A 16,089-nucleotide genomic window follows, 5' to 3' on the forward strand; every position below is an offset into this window, starting at 1 on the left:
GTCGCCGCCTAGGCGAAGGTCTGTTCCATTTCGCGGCGGAACTGCACCGCGGTGGACCGCTCGTCGTATTCCACGTCGCGCCAGCGGATCGCCTGCGACTGGCGCACCGGATTCTTCAGCTTGACCTTGTGCGACAGCCCCAGCGGCAGATAGCCTTCCTCGACGGAATCGGGCGCGGGCATCAGGCGGCCGTACACCGTATAGCCGCCTTCTCCGTCCAGGATCTGGCCGGGCTGCAGGTCGCGTTTGGCGGTCGCCACGACGTCGCCGTGCCAGCCGGCCGGCGCGCCCGTGGGCTCGCGGCGCAGGCCCACGCTGGCCACGCTGATGCCCAGCTCCAGGCCGATCAGGTGGTAGGGCTTGTACATGGCGGTGAAGTTGCCGCTGGGATCGGTGACCAGGCCATATTCCTGGAAGCAGCGCCGCACGTAGTCGCTGTCGGCCGCCAGCGTGACATAGACGCCCCAGCGCAGGTCGCGGAACACCGGCCGGCCGTCGCGCTCCAGCGACGAGATCACTTCGACCTGACCCCGATGATGCAGCATGCCGCCGTCCTCGCGCGGACGCAGCACGCGCGCCAGGTCGTCCACGCCGCAAGGGGGAAAATGCAGGCCGGACGGCGAGGGCAACAGGCCCGTGGCGTTGGAGACGGCCGCCATCTCGATGGCGCTCTTGGTGCCGTCCAGGAAGCTGTTGAACATCTGCGCGTTGAAGTCTCCCGCCGCCACCATTTCGGCGGTGAAGCCGTAATAGGGCCAGACGGTGTCGGGCGTGGACGTATGGAATTCGGGCAGGTACTTGGTGCCCTTGCCGGCGGCCATGACTTCAAAGCCGCTGGCCCGCGCCCAGTCCACCATTTCGCAGATCAGGGCGGGCTGGTCGCCGTAGGCCAGCGAATAGACGATGCCCGCCTCGCGCGCGCGGCGCGCCAGCAGCGGGCCGGCCAGCGCGTCGGCTTCGACGTTGACCATGATGATGTGCTTGCCGTATTCGCAGCAGGTCAGCACATGGGTGATGCCGGCGGCGGCCTGGCCGGTGGCGTCGATGACGATGTCCACGTCGGGACTGGCGATGACGGCGCGCGCGTCGTCGCAGAAATAGACCTTGCCGTTCTTGTACGCCTCATTGATGCTGCCGGCGTTGAGCGCGCTGGCGGGCCAGCCTACGCGGGTCAGCGCGGCGCGGGCGCGGTCGGGCATCAGGTCCGCCACCGCCACCAGGCGGATTCCCGGCGTGCGCGGGGCCTGGCTCATGAACATGGCGCCGAACTTTCCGGCGCCCAACAATGCAACTCGCAACGGCTTGTGGTCGGCCTCTCGCTGCTTGAGCAGACGGTACAGATTCATGGCGCGGGCTCCTCCTGGGTGGGGCGTACGACTCCACAGGATAGTCCCAAACGATGACGGTTGGACAGGACTCAGCCGGACTCAGGCATCTGCCGTATAGAGCTCGCCGGCCAGCACGCCGCGCCAGTTCTGCCAGTTGATGCGCGGGCGGTCCGTGACCCCGCGGTTGTAGGGCGCGTCGAACAGGATGTGCTTCCAGCGCGGGCGCGCCGCGCCTTCGATGTGGGGCTTGTCGTCGATCAGCAGGTGGCCCTGCACCAGGGTTTTGTCCTTGGTGAGGATCAGCCGGCTGGTGGCGTCGCGGCCCAGGTGTTTTTCCACCCACAGGTATTTTTCGGCGACGCAGTTCTCGAATTGCGACAGCGGCGACGAGCAGATGCGCACGTCCATGCCCAGCGCCAGCAGTTCCTTGACCGCGTCCAGCGCGCCCGGCACGGGCGGCAGGTTGCGGATGAAGCCCGGCGCCGTGTAGATGGCCTCGGCCATGCCGCGTAGTTCGGGGGCGTAATCCTCGCGGATGTAGAAGGATTTGCGGTCCTCGAAGGCCACGGGCGCGATGTCCGGATGGCGCTCGCGCCACGCATCGATGAAGGCGTGTTCGAAATCGGCCAGCACGCCGTCTTGATCCAGCAGGATGATCATGGTGAACCCAGGAGTTGGCAACCTTGGGATTGTGCCTTAGCCGTCCAGCGGGCGCGATTGCGCCACGATGCGGTAGCGGCTTCCTCCCGTCAGCGATTCGGACGCCACCAGCACCATGCGGTCATAGCGCCACGCCAGCGGCGCGGGGGGCTCCTCGGGCGGGTGGGCGTTAACGATGTTGCGCAGCAAGGTGACGTGCGGGCGGAACGGCTGCGGGGGCGGCGCCAGTCCGTAACCGGACAGCCATTGCCACAGTTCGTCATGCGCGGCCTGCAGGCCGGCAGGCGTTTGCGCCGGTCCTGCCCAGAGGATGCGCTGGCGGCCAAAGACGCCGTACCGTTCCAGCGGCGCCTCGCCCGGGGCAAGCCGATGTCCAGGCGTGGCGGCGGCCAGTTCGTCGGCCAGCGCGCTGTCGACCGGACCCAGGAAGGCCAGCGTCAGGTGCAGCGTCTCGGTGCGCATGGCGCGCCCGCCGCAGGTCAGGCGGGCCTGTTCCGCCCACCCGGCCAGCGACGCCGCCAGGGCGGGAGAGGGCCACAGCGCGAAAAAGAGGCGGATCGTGGACATGCGGTGATTGTAGGGGCCGGGCGGCGGGTCCGTCCGCCGTCGGCCAGAACCAGCCGCTGCGCGTTTACTTGCCCGCGGTTTCGGGCTTGGGCCGGCGGGTCAGGGCGGTATCGAAGCGCTCGACGCCAGGACGCGATACGGCGGGACGGGCCGGGGCGGCCTGGGCGGCGTCGGCCGCGGGCCGGTCGAAACGCTCCACGCCCGGGCGCGCCGGCCGATCAAAGCGCTCGACGCCGGGACGGGCAGGGCGGTCGAAGCGTTCGACGCCCGGACGGTTCAGCCGTTCGACCCCCGGACGGCTGCTTTCCACACCCGGCCGGTTGAAGCGTTCCACGCCGGGCGCGGTGAAGCGTTCGACGCGCTGCGGCGTGGCCGTCTTGGCCGCCGCGCTCTGCGCCGCGGCCTGTTCGCGCTTGGCGATGATTTCTTCGGCGCGCTGGTGATGCGGCGCCATCTTGCGCACCATGACGCGCCCGTCGTGCGGGAAATAATTGATGCGGCGCGCGTGCACGTCGCCCAGATCCTGCGCCTTGACGGGGATGCCTTCGAGCTTGAGATAGTTCAGGACGAACTCGCCGTTGCGTTCGCCGATGTTCATCTGCTGCATCGCCGCCAGCACCGCGCCGCCGCCGAACACCTTGGCTTCCAGGCGGTCGCGCGAGGCGCCCGCCTTGAGCAGTTCGTTGATCAGCACTTCCATCGCGAACGCGCCATAGCGCATGGTGGCCGAGGCGGGCGACTGCATGTCGCCCTCGGGCAGCATGAAGTGGTTCATGCCGCCCACGCGCGTCACCGGGTCGTGGATGCACGCCGCGACACAGGACCCGAGCACGGTCGAGATCATCAGGTTTTCATTCGTGACGTAGTACTCGTTGGGGAGCACCTTCACTGCCTGACATTGGAACGCGCTGTCGTAGTAGTGACGAGTTGCGCGGGCTTCAAGAGCGGCCATTGGACTGATATCTGGGCAAAAACGGCGATTGAGACACTGGAAATGCAGGAAGAAGCGGTGTTTGTATCAAAACATGTACAAAAATGTCGCTTTATTCTTGCATATCCCGGCAGTCCATGGGAGAAAACTATGTAAACAAGACCAAAGCGTCGTTTATTGGAACTTCCCTATGCCGCCCGCTCGCGCGACGCCTGCGAGAAGGGCTGGCAGCCATCCTACACAGGCTTTTTGCGGTCTTTCCCCGGATCACGGGGACGAAGGGGGTTCAAACGGAGCTTTAGACCCGCCGGTCCGTGGGCCTGCCCGGCGCAGGTCCGGGCAGGCCGCCCGGATTCCCGCGTCGGGCGTGGCCGGCCGGGCTAGAACCGCGTGCTGCGGGTGACCGACCAGCGCGCGGACAGGGCGCCCAGCGCGGCGGCGGCGATGACGGCGCCGATCAGGACCGGGGCGCCGGGCAGGTGCAGGGCGAACTCGGCGCCGTAACTGCGGGCCAGGCCCAGCAGGGCGTCATTCAGGGGGGACAGTGCGACCGCCGCCACCCCGATGGCCAGCACCGAGGCCAGGGCGCCGGACAGCGCGCCCAGGTAAAGGAAGGGGCGGCGCACGAACGATTCGGTGGCGCCGACCAGCCGCGCCACGCCGATTTCCTCGCGTTGCGACAGCGCCTGCATGCGCACGGTGTTGAACACCGTGGCCAGCACCACGACCGCCACGCAGGCCGCCAGAAAGCCCAGGCCGATACGGGCAAAGCGCAGGATGGCTTCCAGCCGCTGGACCCAGGCGCTGTCCAGCTGCACCAGGTCCACGTGATTCCATTGCTTCCAGGCCGAGGCCAGCGTGTCGGCGCGTCCGGCGAGGTTGTCGCCGTCGGCCAGGGTGACCACGACCGCGTCCGGCAGCGGATTGCCCGGCAGCACGGCCAGCGCCTCCTGCCAGGCCGGATTGGCGCGCAAATCGGCCAGGGCGCTGTCGCGGCCCACGACACGGACGGCGCGCACCTCTTGCGGGTACTCGTCCTTGATGCGCTTGGCCACGTCCGCGGCGGCGCCCGAGGGCGCGTCCACCCGCATGAAAACCGTGACCTCGGGGGTGACGGACATCTGCCGCGCCACCGGCTGCACGGAGACCAGGATGGCGCTGCCCAGCAGCGGCAGCGCCAGCGCCAGGGCCATCACCAGCAGGTTGGCGAGCGAGGAGAAGGGCTGCTTGATCAGCCGGCGCAGGGTGACCAGCAGCGCGTAGCGGTGTTGCCGCAGCCAGGCGTTCATGCGGATTCTCCCGGATGGCCCAGGCCCGGCTCGGCGCGGCCGGGACGCGCGGGCGCTGCGTGCGCAACGTGGGCGTCGGCGGGCGCGGCGGGACCGTGGGAATCGGCGAACCGGCCCGGATCGATGCGCAGGGTACGGGTGGCGTAGCGCGCCATGAGTTCCTGGTCGTGCGAAGCGATCAGCGTGGTGACGCCGACGCGGTTGAAGTCGCGGAACACGTTCATGATGCGCTGCGCGTTGTCGTGGTCGAGGTTGGCGGTGGGTTCGTCCGCGATCAGGATGGCGGGCCGGTTGACGATGGCCCGCGCGATTGCCAGGCGCTGCTGTTCGCCGCCCGAGAGCTCGATGGGGTTGAGGTCTTCCTTGCCCGACAGCCCGACCTTGTCGAGCGCCGCCCGGGCGCGCGACGCGGCGGATTCCCAGGGATGGCCCTGGACGGCCAGCGGCAACATCACGTTTTCGAACGCGCTGCGATCGAACAGCAGGTGCGTGTCCTGCAGGATGACGCCCACCGCGCGGCGCAGGTAGGGCCGGGCGCGCGCGGGCAGCTTGTCCAGACGCTGGCCGTTCACCTGGATGGAGCCGCGGCTGGCGGGCTCAAGCCCGCCAATCAGCTTGAGCAGGGTGGACTTGCCGGCGCCGGACGGCCCCGATACGAAAACGAACTCTCCCGCGCTCACGCGGAAGTTGATGTCGGCCAGGATATTGCGGCCGCGACCATATGATTTGAATACGTGCTGGAATTCGATCATGGCGGCTGTCAGATGAAGCCGCCATAGTAACTCGGGGACAGTAAGGTGGCCTACACCTCGTGGCGCGTCGTCCAGGCGATGGCCTCGTTCGACAGGCTGAATCGGATGCCCCCAAACCTGAAAACGCGTCCCTGTTTTTCGTCAAAAACAGCGTTTCATTTCATCCAGTGTCCCTATATTTCAAGGGAATTCCCGGATGCGCCGCGTGCTTTACGGACGCTACCATCCGCCCAATGCGTGGGCCCAACCCGGCACGCGCTTTGGATTCGCTTCATCCCACACGGAGATCACGATGAAAGTACTGAAACTCGCTGCCATTGGCGCTGCCCTGCTTGCCGCATCCTCGGCTGCCAATGCGGGCGCAACCTTCGATAACGTCAAGAAGAAAGGGTTTGTCCAGTGTGGGGTTTCGACGGGTATCCCGGGGTTCTCCATCGCTGACAGCAAGGGCGAATACAAGGGCATCGACGTGGACATGTGCCGCGCCATCGCCTCGACCATGTTCGGCGACGCCACCAAGGTCAAGTTCACGCCCTTGAACACCCAGCAGCGCTTCACCGCGCTGCAATCCGGCGAAGTCGACGTGCTGACCCGCAACACCACCGTCACGCTGACCCGCGACACCACGCTGGGCCTGATCGGCGTGGGCGTGAACTACTACGACAGCCAGGGCGTCATGGTCTCCAAGGACCTGAACATCAAGAGCGCGAAGGAACTGAACGGCGCCACCGTCTGCGTGCAGCCGGGCACCACCACCGAACTGAACCTGGCCGACTGGTTCCGCAGCCAGAAGATCGAATTCAAGCCGGTCGTGATCGACAAGTACGACGAAATCATCCGCGCCTTCTCGGCCGGCCGCTGCGACGCCTTCACGACCGACAAGTCGCAACTGGCTTCGACCCGCACCACGCTCGAGAACCCGGACAAGTTCGTCATCCTGCCGGAAGACTTCTCCAAGGAGCCGCTGGGCCCCATGGTCCGCCAGGGCGATGAGCAGTGGTTCAACGTCGTGCGCTGGTCCCTGAACGCCATGCTCGAGGCCGAGGAATACGGCATCACCAAGGCCAACGTCGACGAGATGCTCAAGAGCTCCAATCCCAACATCCAGCGCATCCTGGGCGTGACCCCGGGCATGGGCAAGAACCTGGGCGTGGACGACAAGTGGGCCTACAACATCATCAAGAACGTGGGTAACTACGGCGAAAGCTTCGAAGCCACGCTGGGCAAGAACAGCGCGATGAAGCTGGAGCGCGGCTTGAACGCTTCGTACAAGCAAGGTGGCTTGATGTACGGCTGGCCGGTGCGCTGACGCGCGGCTGCCTGGCATGGCGGAGCACGGCTCTCCGTCATGCCTAGGGCCTGTCTGCACAGGACGTGTATTTCCTGACAGGCCCTAACCCGCCTTCGGGCGGGCGGCAGAAGTGGGTGGCGCGGCGATTGCAGCATGCCACCCGGTGTCCGACTTCTGTAGATTCATCATGACGACTCCCAACAAAAACGCCCCGATTTCGGCACCCCCACGGCGTCTGAACTGGAACGATCCCGGCGTGCGCTCCGTGGTCTACCAGGTGATTGCCCTGACCGCGGTAGCCTGGGCCGTGTGGTTCCTGGTATCGAATACGCTTCATAACCTGTCCGTGCGCAACATCGCCACGGGTTTCGGCTTCCTGGACCGCGAGGCCGGCTTCGCAATCGGCGAAACCGCCATTGCCTACTCTCCCTCGGACACCTATGGCCGCGCCATCGTGGTCGGCCTGCTCAACACGTTGCGCGTGGCCGTCCTCGGCATTGTGCTGGCGACCATCCTCGGCACGCTCATCGGCATCGGCCGCCTGTCCAAGAACTGGCTGGTGTCCAAGATCACCTCGGTCTACGTCGAGGTGATGCGCAACGTGCCGCTGCTGCTGCAGCTGTTCTTCTGGTACGCGATCATCACCGAGAACATGCCGGGTCCGCGCCAGGCGCACAATCCGCTGCCGGGCGTCTTCATCTCCAACCGCGGCCTGAAAGTGCCGGCGCTGGAAGGCAATTCGCTGGACTGGATGCTGGCCGGCCTGGGGCTGGCCATCGTGGCGATCATCCTGCTGGGCCACTGGGGCAAGAAGCGCCAGGAAGCCACCGGCCAGGTTTTCCCGCTGGGCCGCGCGGCCATCGCCCTGCTGATCGCCTTTCCCGTCATCGGCTGGCTGGTGAGCGGCGCGTCGCTGAAGCTGGACATGCCGGAATTGAAGGGCTTCAACTTCGCGGGTGGCCTGACGCTGTCGCCGGAATTCGCCGCGTTGCTGGCGGGCCTGGTGATCTACACGTCGGCGTTCATCGCTGAAGTCGTGCGCTCGGGCATCCAGGCGGTCAGCAGCGGCCAGTGGGAAGCCGCGGGCTCGCTGGGCCTGCCGCGCGCCAAGGTGCTGCGCCTGGTGATCCTGCCGCAGGCGCTGCGCGTGATCATTCCCCCGATGACCAGCCAGTACCTGAACCTGACCAAGAACAGCTCGCTGGCCGTCGCCATCGGTTATCCCGACATCGTGTCGGTGGTGAACACGACGCTGAACCAGACGGGCCAGGCCATCGAGGGGATTCTCATCATCATGGGCGCGTACCTCACGGTCAGCCTGTCGATCTCGATCTTCATGAACTGGTACAACAAGCGCATCGCGCTGGTGGAGCGTTGATATGAGCAGCACTACGCATACCCCCAGCGAGGCCCTGCCGCCGCCGAGCAACCAGACCGGGCCATGGGCCTGGCTCAAGACGCGGCTGTTTTCGTCGCCGCTGAACATCCTCATCACGGTGCTGCTGGCATGGTTCCTTTTGATGTCGGTGCCGGCGCTGGTGGAGTGGGCCTTCATCAAGGCCAACTTCAGCGCGACCAACGCCCAGGAGTGCCGCGCCTCGGGCGGCGCCTGCTGGGCCTTCATCATCGAAAAGCACCGGCTGATCCTGTTCGGCACCTATCCGTATGACGAGCAATGGCGGCCGTTGATCGCCACCCTCATCCTGGTGGCGGTGATCGTCTGCAGCGGCATTCGCCGCTTCTGGAACTGGAAGCTCGCCGTCATCTGGACCGTGGGGCTGACGGCCGTGGCGGTCCTGATGTGGGGCGGCGTGTTCGGCCTGACCTACGTGGAAAACGCGCGCTGGGGCGGCCTGCCGCTCACGCTGATCCTGTCCACGTTCGGCATCGCCTTCGCGTTCCCGATCGGCGTGCTGCTGGCCCTGGGCCGGCGCTCGAAGATGCCCGCCATCAAGGCGCTGTGCGTCGTGTACATCGAGCTGATCCGCGGCGTGCCGCTGATCAGCCTGCTGTTCATGTCGTCGGTGATGCTGCCGCTCTTCCTGCCGGAAGGCTTTTCGATCGACAAGCTCTTGCGCGCGCAGATCGCGATCATCATGTTCGCCGCGGCCTATATCGCGGAAACGGTGCGCGGCGGCCTGCAGGCGATTCCCAAGGGGCAGTATGAGGGCGCGGATTCGCTGGGCCTGAATTACTGGCAGCAGATGCGCAAGATCATTCTGCCGCAGGCGCTCAAGATCGTGATTCCGCCGCTGGTCAGCATCTTCATCGCGCTGTTCAAGGACACGTCGCTGGTGGTGATCATCGGCATCTTCGACCTGACGCTGGCGGCCAAGGCAGCCTTGTCCGATGCGGCATGGCGCGGATTCGGGGTGGAGGCGTATCTGTTCATTTCGCTGATCTACTTCGTCTTCTGCTTCTCCATGTCCAAATACAGCCAGGCGCTGGAAAAACGCCTGGCCACGGGTCACGCACGCTAGCAATATGCCGCGCGTCCGCCGCCAGGCGGGCGCGCCCAGCGATACTTACGGGAGTACAGGCATGTCGGATGCCATTATTCGTTTGCAGGACGTGAACAAGTGGTACGGCCAGTTCCACGTGTTGCGCAACATCAACCTGGACGTCGCGCCAGGCGAGCGCATCGTGGTGTGCGGACCTTCGGGTTCGGGCAAGTCCACGATGATCCGCTGCATCAACCGGCTGGAAGAACACCAGAAGGGCCACATCATTGTGGACGGCACGGAGCTCACCAATGACCTGAAGCACATCGAGACGATCCGCAAGGACGTGGGCATGGTGTTCCAGCATTTCAATCTGTTCCCGCACCTGACGGTGCTGGAGAACCTGACGCTGGGCCCGATGTGGGTGCTGAAGAAGCCGCGCGCGGAAGCCGAGGCGACGGCGATGAAGTATCTGGAGCGCGTGCGGATTCCGGAGCAGGCCAAGAAGTTTCCCGGCCAGCTGTCGGGCGGGCAGCAGCAGCGCGTGGCGATCGCGCGGTCGCTGTGCATGAATCCCAAGATCATGCTGTTCGATGAGCCGACGTCGGCGCTGGATCCGGAAATGGTGAAGGAAGTGCTGGACGTGATGGTCAGCCTGGCCCAGGAAAGCGGCATGACGATGATCTGCGTGACGCACGAAATGGGCTTTGCGCGCAAGGTCGCGAACCGCGTGATCTTCATGGACCGCGGCGAGATCATCGAACAGAACACGCCGGACGAGTTCTTCGACAATCCGCAGAACGAACGGACGAAGCTTTTCTTGAGCCAGATTTTGCACTGATCCGCCAAGCCGCTTTTGTGAACGGACCCCCGTGGGTGGACGTCAGTCCAACTACCGGGGGTCTGTTTCATTGGGGCGGTTTGGCGTCGGTGCGGCGGCCTGACCGGGCGTGCGCCGGTGCGGCCAATCCTTGGAAGTCCGGCCGATCTTCCCGGTATCCCTTTGTTACGGCATTCACGTGCGTGGGGTATGCTACTGACCGCCAATGATCCAGAGTGAGGAGACCGAATCATGACGAATACCCCCCGCAGCGCCGCGCGCCGCGCCCTGTTGCAAGGCGCCGTGGCGCTGGCCGCGACCCTGCCGTTTGGCGCGCCCGCGCTGGCCCAGGCCACGGATTTCCCGACCAAGCCGATCCGCTTCGTCGTTCCCTACCCGCCCGGCGGTCCGCTGGACACGATGGCCCGCATGCTGGCCGAGAAGGTGCGCGGGTCGTTGGGCCAGCCGGTGATCGTGGAGAACCGTTCGGGCGCGGGCGGCAACATCGGCGCCGACCTGGTGGCGAAGGCGCAGCCGGACGGCTATACGCTGGTGATGGGCGCCGTCGCGACGCATGCGATCAATCCCTGGCTGTTCGCGAATCTGCCTTACGACCCGGTGAAGGATTTCGCGCCGGTGACGATCGTGGCGTCGGTGCCGAATGTGCTGGTCATCAACCTTGAGTTTGCCCAGAAGAACAAGATCGAGAAGCTGGCGGACCTGATCGACTATGCGAAGAAGAATCCGGGCAAGCTGAATTACGGCTCGGGCGGCAATGGCAGCGCGGGTCATCTGTCGGGCGAGCTGCTCAAGGCGCGGGCCGATATCAAGGTCGAGCACATTCCCTACCAGGGCGCGGCGCCGGCGCAGTTGGCGCTGCTGTCGGGCCAGTCGGATTTCATGTTCGACAATCTGGCGGCGTCGGCGCCGTTGATCAAGGACGGCAAGGTGAAGGCGCTGGCCGTGACGACGGCCAAGCGTTCGTCGCTGCTGGCGGATGTGCCTACCGTCGAGGAATCGGGCGTGAAGGGCTTTGACCTGGGGACGTGGTTCGGGGTGTTCACGACGGGCGGCACGCCGGCGCCGGTGGTGGCCAAGCTGAACAAGGCGTATGCCGAGGCGATGGCGCAGCCGGATGTGAAGCAGCGTCTGCTGACCATGGGGTCCGAGGCGGGTCCGATGACGCCGGAGGCGTTTGCCGAATTCGTGAAGGCCGAGAAGGCGAAGTATCAGGAGATTGTGAAGATCTCGGGTGCTAGCTTGAATTGATGCTTTTTGGCGATGGGCGTCTTTGGTGGATGCCTGTTGCTATGTGGTTTTTGAACGCCTGTCGGAGTTGTTTCTGGCGGGCGTTTTGGTTTCTTCGGGCGGTTGCGGTGCGTTCTTCTGACGCCCGGCGCGTCGGCGGCCTGGGGCGCGCGGGGCTACGATTGCGGTCCGGAGCCTTCGCTCCGGACTGCCCCTTCGTCATCGTCGTTGGCGCCCTTCGGCGCCTGCCTTCCGATTCCCTCGGGCGCATCTACACGCCCCGCGCACCCCAGGCCGCCGCCACGCCGGGCTCTGTGGCTTGAGCTTGGCGGTCGCTGGGGCGAGTTGGGTTTCTTTAGGTTCTTGGCCGCAGTTGCTTGGGTTTGGAGCGTCTTGCGGGGCCCGCCCCACTGCGGCCGCGCGGGCGGCTTGGTGGGGCTTACGCAGTGTCTTGCGGCGGGGGGATGACGCTGCGCGATTTTCCGGGGGGGGGCCAGACATCGCATTGACTTGCACCTCAGCGGCCGTCGCGCGGGCATTCACACTGGCGGTCCCTTGATCAGCCACTGCAGCATGGCTTGCAGCGATTTCCTGTCGTAGTCGCCGTCGGTGATCCGGTATTGCTCGGGATCGCGGTTCACCCAGGAATCCGTGACCGTCCAGTCGTCGCCGTCCTGTTCCAGCCGCAGCGCGTAGATCCAGTTGCCCGTCCAGCTCCGGTGCAGGCGCAGCCAGCCGTCATGCAGGTAGATGAACCATTTGTCCTCCATTTCCCGCGGGATGACGCCTTGTTGCAGGCGGGCGTATTCGGCGGCGGTGTAGCGCGCCTGGAAGTGCAGCGGTTCGCGTTGGGCGGGGGCGGGCAGGTGTTTCCAGGAGTCGGGCGTGGCGATGGGCATGGATGGGCGAGTGGTCTATGCTGGATTTTCCGCATACTACCAAGGCACCGCCATGCACCTGCAAGCCGCCATACCGATCCTGCGCATTTTCTCGGTGGAGAAGGCGCGCGATTTCTATCTGGATTTTCTGGGCTTCACCTGGGACTGGGAGCATCGCTTCGAGGCCGGGTTTCCGCTCTATGCGCAGGTGCATCGCGACGACCTTGTGCTGCATTTGTCCGAGCACCACGGCGATGCGACGCCGGGCTCGGCGGTTTTCGTGCGGATGCAGGGCGTGGATGCGTATCACGCGGAGGTCAGCGCGAAGGGGTATGCCTACATGCGGCCCTGCGTGGAGGAGATGCCGTGGGGGCGCGTGATGGCGGTGATCGATCCGTTCGGGAATCGCTTGAGTTTCTGCGAATCGCAGGACCAGGGCTAGGACCAGGATCCGGCCGCATCCTCTACACCCCCAGATAGCGGTGCGCCAGTTCCGGCTGCGCGGCCAGTTCCGCGGGGCTGCCTTGCCAGACGACGCGGCCTTTTTCCAGGACGTGGTGGCGATCGACCAGGGTGGCCATTTCCTTGAGGTTCTTGTCGATCACGAGGATGGTCTGGCCTTCTTCCTTCAGGCGGCGCAGGCAGTTCCAGATTTCCTGGCGGATCAGGGGCGCGAGGCCTTCGGTGGCTTCGTCCAGGATGAGCAGGCGCGGGTTGATGAGCAGGGCGCGGCCGACGGCGAGCATCTGCTGTTCGCCGCCCGAAAGGGTGCGCGCCGATTGGGTGCGGCGCTCCTTCAGGCGGGGGAACAGGTCGAAGACCCGGCCGACGTGCCAGCCGGCTTGCGTGTTGCGGGCGGTGGCGACGAGGTTTTCTTCGACCGTCAGGGAGCCGAAGACGCGGCGTCCTTCGGGCACGAGGCCGATGCCCAGTTGCGCGATGCGGTGCGGGGCCATGCCGGCAATCGGCTTGCCGTCCAGCAGGATGCTGCCGCCCTGCGCGGGCAGCATGCCCATGAGGGTCTTGACCGTGGTGGTCTTGCCCATGCCATTGCGGCCGATCAATGAGACGACCTGGCGCGGCGCGATGTCCAGGTCCACCCCGAAGAGCACTTTGCTGGCGCCATAGCCGCCCTGCAGTTGGTTGACTTGCAGCATCAGTCCTCCTCGCCCAGGTAGGCGGCGCGCACATCGGGATGGCGGCGCACCTCGTCGGGCGTGCCGGTGAAAATGGTTTTGCCGTAGACCAGCACGGTGACGCGGTCGGCCAGGGCGAAGACGGCGTCCATGTCGTGTTCGACGAGCAGGATGGCGTAGCGGCCCTTGAGCGTTTGCAGCAGGGCGGTCATGCGTTGCGATTCCTCGGCGCCCATGCCGGCCATGGGTTCGTCCAGCAGAAGCACCGAGGCGTCGAGCGATAGCGCCATGGCCAATTCGAGCTGGCGCTTTTCGCCATGCGCCAGGGCCGATACGCGCACGTCGGCGCGGCCGGCCAGGCCGACGCGATCCAGCGCCTGGCGCGCCGGCTCCCGCAGGCGCGCCAGGCGCCTGGCGTTCTTCCACAGGTTGAAGCCGCCGGGGCTGTGCGCCTGCACGGCCATGGCGACGTTGTCTTCGGCGGTGAAGTCGGGATAGAGCTGGCTGATCTGGAAAGACCGCGCCAGCCCGGCGCCGGGCCGCTTGTGGGCGGGCATGCGCGTGATGTCGCCGCCGTCCAGCCAGATGCTGCCGGCGTCGGGCAGGATTTCGCCGCTGATCTGGGACAGCAGGGTGGTTTTGCCCGCGCCGTTGGGACCGATGAGGGCGTGCAGTTCGCCGGGCCTGACTTCGAGGTTGACGCCTTGCGTGGCGTGCACCGCGCCGAACGATTTCCGCAGGTCGCGAATTTCCAGCTTGGGATGCGACGTCATGGTTTGCCTCCTGCCAGCCAGCCGTACACGCCGCGCTTGCCGAACAGCACCACCAGCACCAGCACCGGACCCAGGATCAGCATCCAGTGTTCGGTCCAGCCGGTGGCGACCTGTTCCAAGCCCAGGTACACGGCCACGCCCAGCACCGGGCCGAAGATCGTGCCCATGCCGCCCAGGATCACCATGGCCATGAGTTCGCCCGACTTTTGCCAGGCCGACATGTCGGGACTGACGAAGAGCGCGTAGTTGGCCCACAGCGCGCCCGCCAGTCCTGTGCCCGCGGCCGACAGGACGAAGGCGGTGAGGCGATAGCCCAGCGGCGCGAGGCCCAGCCCGACGCTGCGGCGCGGGTTCTGCTTGATGCTCTGCAGCGCCATGCCGAACGGCGAGTTCACGATGCGCCGGCAGACCACGATCCAGAGCGTCATCAGCGCCAGGCAGACGTAGTAGAAGGTGGCCGGATCGTTCAGGTTCAACCCCGGCAGGGTGTTGCGCGCGTCGATGGCCAGGCCGTCGTCGCCGCCATAGACCATCAGGCCGACCAGGATGAAATAGAGCATCTGCCCGAAGGCCAGCGTGATCATGATGAATTGCACGCCAGAGGTGCGCAGCGACAGAAAGCCCACCGCCAGTCCAGCCAGCGCCGCGACGGCGACGGCCAGCGGCCACATCACGAGCGCGGCGTTGCTGCCGCTCCAGCCGAACAGGGTGTCGCCCTGTCCGACGTGGAAGCCGACGATGCCGATCACGTAGCCGCCCAGGCCGAAGAATGCGGCGTGGCCGAAACTGACCATGGCGCCGTAGCCCAGGATCAGGTCCAGGCTCACGGCGGCGATGGCGTAGATGAGAAAGCGCGTCATGAGGTTGACGAGGAAGCTCTCGCCGGTGGCCGACGCGATGGCCGGCACCAGGACGAACAGCAGCAGGCCGATGGCGTTGACGAGGGCGCTTCGGGTGATGCGCCGGTGGCTGGCGAGGGCGGGGACGTAGGTGTCAGGCATCGGAGACGATGGAATTTGTCTGGTCATGGATATCGTTCCTAGCGCTGGGCCGGCACCAGCCCGCGCGGCTTGAACAGCAGCACAATGGCCATCAGGATGTAGATGCTGGCGGACACGAGGCTGGAGCTGGCCGAGTCCGACAGTTCAGGGGGAAGCAGGCGCGACATCCAGAAAGGGATGTAGGCGCGCCCCAGCGCATCGGTCATGCCGATCATCAGCGAGCCCGCCAGCGCACCGCGCACCGAGCCCACGCCGCCCACCACGATGACCACGAAGGTGGTGATGAGGATGCGTTCGCCCATGCCGATCTCCACCGCCAGCAGGGGCGCGGCCATCACGCCCGCAAAACCGCAGAGCAGGGCGCCCAGCGTGAAGATCAGGGTGAAGAGGCGCTGGATGTTGACGCCCAGCGCATCGACCATCTCGCCGTCGTCGGCGCCGGCGCGCACCAGCATGCCCACACGGGTGCGCGAGATCAGCAGCCAGAGGCCCAGCGCGACCAGCGCGCCCGCGCCGATGAAGGCGAGCCGCATGACCGGGTAGTTCAGGCCGGGCAGCAGCGCCACGGACCCCGACAGGAACGGCGGGATGTCCATGAAGGGCGGACTGCGGCCGAACAGCACGGTCACCAGTTCATTGGTGAAGAGCGTCAGCCCCAGCGTGGCCAGCACCTGGTCCAGGTGGTCGCGCCGGTACAGGTGGCGGATGACCAGCAGTTCGATCACCAGCCCGTAGAGCGCCGCGCCGGCCAGCGCCGCCAGCAAGGCGGCGGCGAAGGACCCGGTGGACGCGGCCGCGCTGGCGGCGCAGAACGCGCCCACCATGTAGAACGACCCGTGCGTCAGGTTGATGACGTTCATGATGCCGAACACCAGCGTCAATCCCGCCGACAACAGGAACAGCAGGGCGCTGTATTGCAGGCCATTGAGCACCTGCTCCAGGAACATCAGCATTGCGACTCCTTCTTGGGAGAG

17 protein-coding genes are annotated in these 16,089 nt (G+C 66.0%); 6 read left to right on the forward strand and 11 right to left on the reverse strand.

Features of this window, described 5'->3' with window-relative positions; translation table 11 throughout:
• Positions 1-8: 8 nt before the first annotated feature.
• The 6 genes from ACZ50Q_RS02765 to ACZ50Q_RS02790 form a co-directional block, all read right to left on the reverse strand.
• On the reverse strand, positions 9-1,346 hold the full coding sequence (locus tag ACZ50Q_RS02765) for an NAD(P)H-dependent oxidoreductase (RefSeq protein WP_092581482.1): 1,338 nt from the start codon (positions 1,344-1,346) through the stop codon (positions 9-11).
• Positions 1,347-1,427: 81 nt separating this feature from the next.
• The gene (locus tag ACZ50Q_RS02770) at positions 1,428-1,988 is read right to left on the reverse strand and encodes a 5'-3'-deoxyribonucleotidase (RefSeq protein WP_464080467.1); all 561 of its coding nucleotides are present in this window, start codon (positions 1,986-1,988) and stop codon (positions 1,428-1,430) included.
• A gap of 36 nt (positions 1,989-2,024) precedes the next feature.
• A complete protein-coding gene (gene thpR / locus ACZ50Q_RS02775; RefSeq protein ID WP_092581484.1) occupies positions 2,025-2,555 on the reverse strand; it encodes an RNA 2',3'-cyclic phosphodiesterase in 531 nt (176 codons plus the stop codon).
• 64 nt (positions 2,556-2,619) lie between these two features.
• The gene (cheD, locus tag ACZ50Q_RS02780; protein WP_464080468.1) at positions 2,620-3,507 is read right to left on the reverse strand and encodes a chemoreceptor glutamine deamidase CheD; all 888 of its coding nucleotides are present in this window, start codon (positions 3,505-3,507) and stop codon (positions 2,620-2,622) included.
• Between the two features lie 359 nt (positions 3,508-3,866).
• Complete coding sequence (locus ACZ50Q_RS02785; protein WP_076517297.1) at positions 3,867-4,775, reverse strand: cell division protein FtsX; 909 nt, start codon at positions 4,773-4,775, stop codon at positions 3,867-3,869.
• Complete coding sequence (locus ACZ50Q_RS02790) at positions 4,772-5,527, reverse strand: cell division ATP-binding protein FtsE (protein ID WP_464080469.1); 756 nt, start codon at positions 5,525-5,527, stop codon at positions 4,772-4,774. Before ACZ50Q_RS02790 ends, ACZ50Q_RS02785 begins: the two co-directional genes overlap by 4 nt.
• Before the next feature lie 292 nt (positions 5,528-5,819).
• Between ACZ50Q_RS02790 and ACZ50Q_RS02795 the strand changes: the two genes are divergently transcribed.
• The 5 genes from ACZ50Q_RS02795 to ACZ50Q_RS02815 all read left to right on the forward strand — a co-directional run bounded on the left by ACZ50Q_RS02795 (position 5,820) and on the right by ACZ50Q_RS02815 (position 11,348).
• The gene (locus ACZ50Q_RS02795; RefSeq protein WP_076521832.1) at positions 5,820-6,836 is read left to right on the forward strand and encodes an amino acid ABC transporter substrate-binding protein; all 1,017 of its coding nucleotides are present in this window, start codon (positions 5,820-5,822) and stop codon (positions 6,834-6,836) included.
• 169 nt (positions 6,837-7,005) lie between these two features.
• A complete protein-coding gene (locus tag ACZ50Q_RS02800) occupies positions 7,006-8,196 on the forward strand; it encodes an amino acid ABC transporter permease (protein WP_464080470.1) in 1,191 nt (396 codons plus the stop codon).
• Between the two features lies 1 nt (position 8,197).
• The gene (locus ACZ50Q_RS02805) at positions 8,198-9,298 is read left to right on the forward strand and encodes an amino acid ABC transporter permease (protein WP_092581488.1); all 1,101 of its coding nucleotides are present in this window, start codon (positions 8,198-8,200) and stop codon (positions 9,296-9,298) included.
• Between the two features lie 61 nt (positions 9,299-9,359).
• Positions 9,360-10,100 carry an amino acid ABC transporter ATP-binding protein gene (locus tag ACZ50Q_RS02810; RefSeq protein ID WP_056320495.1) on the forward strand — a complete coding sequence of 247 codons (741 nt, stop codon included), beginning with the start codon at positions 9,360-9,362 and terminating at the stop codon, positions 10,098-10,100.
• 231 nt (positions 10,101-10,331) lie between these two features.
• Complete coding sequence (locus ACZ50Q_RS02815; protein ID WP_464080471.1) at positions 10,332-11,348, forward strand: Bug family tripartite tricarboxylate transporter substrate binding protein; 1,017 nt, start codon at positions 10,332-10,334, stop codon at positions 11,346-11,348.
• A gap of 518 nt (positions 11,349-11,866) precedes the next feature.
• Here ACZ50Q_RS02815 and ACZ50Q_RS02820 read toward each other — a convergent pair.
• Positions 11,867-12,226, reverse strand: a complete 360-nt coding sequence (locus ACZ50Q_RS02820) for a hypothetical protein (RefSeq protein ID WP_464080472.1) — start codon at positions 12,224-12,226, stop codon at positions 11,867-11,869.
• A gap of 52 nt (positions 12,227-12,278) precedes the next feature.
• Here ACZ50Q_RS02820 and ACZ50Q_RS02825 point away from each other — a divergent pair, with 52 nt between their 5' ends.
• Complete coding sequence (locus tag ACZ50Q_RS02825) at positions 12,279-12,647, forward strand: glyoxalase superfamily protein (RefSeq protein WP_464080473.1); 369 nt, start codon at positions 12,279-12,281, stop codon at positions 12,645-12,647.
• 22 nt (positions 12,648-12,669) lie between these two features.
• On the opposite strand, the gene ACZ50Q_RS02830 is transcribed toward ACZ50Q_RS02825, so the two are convergent.
• The 4 genes from ACZ50Q_RS02830 to ACZ50Q_RS02845 form a co-directional block, all read right to left on the reverse strand.
• The gene (locus ACZ50Q_RS02830) at positions 12,670-13,362 is read right to left on the reverse strand and encodes an ABC transporter ATP-binding protein (protein WP_076517287.1); all 693 of its coding nucleotides are present in this window, start codon (positions 13,360-13,362) and stop codon (positions 12,670-12,672) included.
• Positions 13,362-14,114 (reverse strand): ABC transporter ATP-binding protein, encoded by a 753-nt coding sequence (locus ACZ50Q_RS02835; protein ID WP_464080474.1) that lies wholly within the window; start codon positions 14,112-14,114, stop codon positions 13,362-13,364. Before ACZ50Q_RS02835 ends, ACZ50Q_RS02830 begins: the two co-directional genes overlap by 1 nt.
• The gene (locus ACZ50Q_RS02840; RefSeq protein WP_464081943.1) at positions 14,111-15,073 is read right to left on the reverse strand and encodes a branched-chain amino acid ABC transporter permease; all 963 of its coding nucleotides are present in this window, start codon (positions 15,071-15,073) and stop codon (positions 14,111-14,113) included. Before ACZ50Q_RS02840 ends, ACZ50Q_RS02835 begins: the two co-directional genes overlap by 4 nt.
• 80 nt (positions 15,074-15,153) lie before the next feature.
• Positions 15,154-16,068 carry a branched-chain amino acid ABC transporter permease gene (locus tag ACZ50Q_RS02845; RefSeq protein WP_083714200.1) on the reverse strand — a complete coding sequence of 305 codons (915 nt, stop codon included), beginning with the start codon at positions 16,066-16,068 and terminating at the stop codon, positions 15,154-15,156.
• Positions 16,069-16,089 lie beyond the last annotated feature (21 nt).

Source organism: Achromobacter sp. T5-5 (assembly GCF_055397965.1).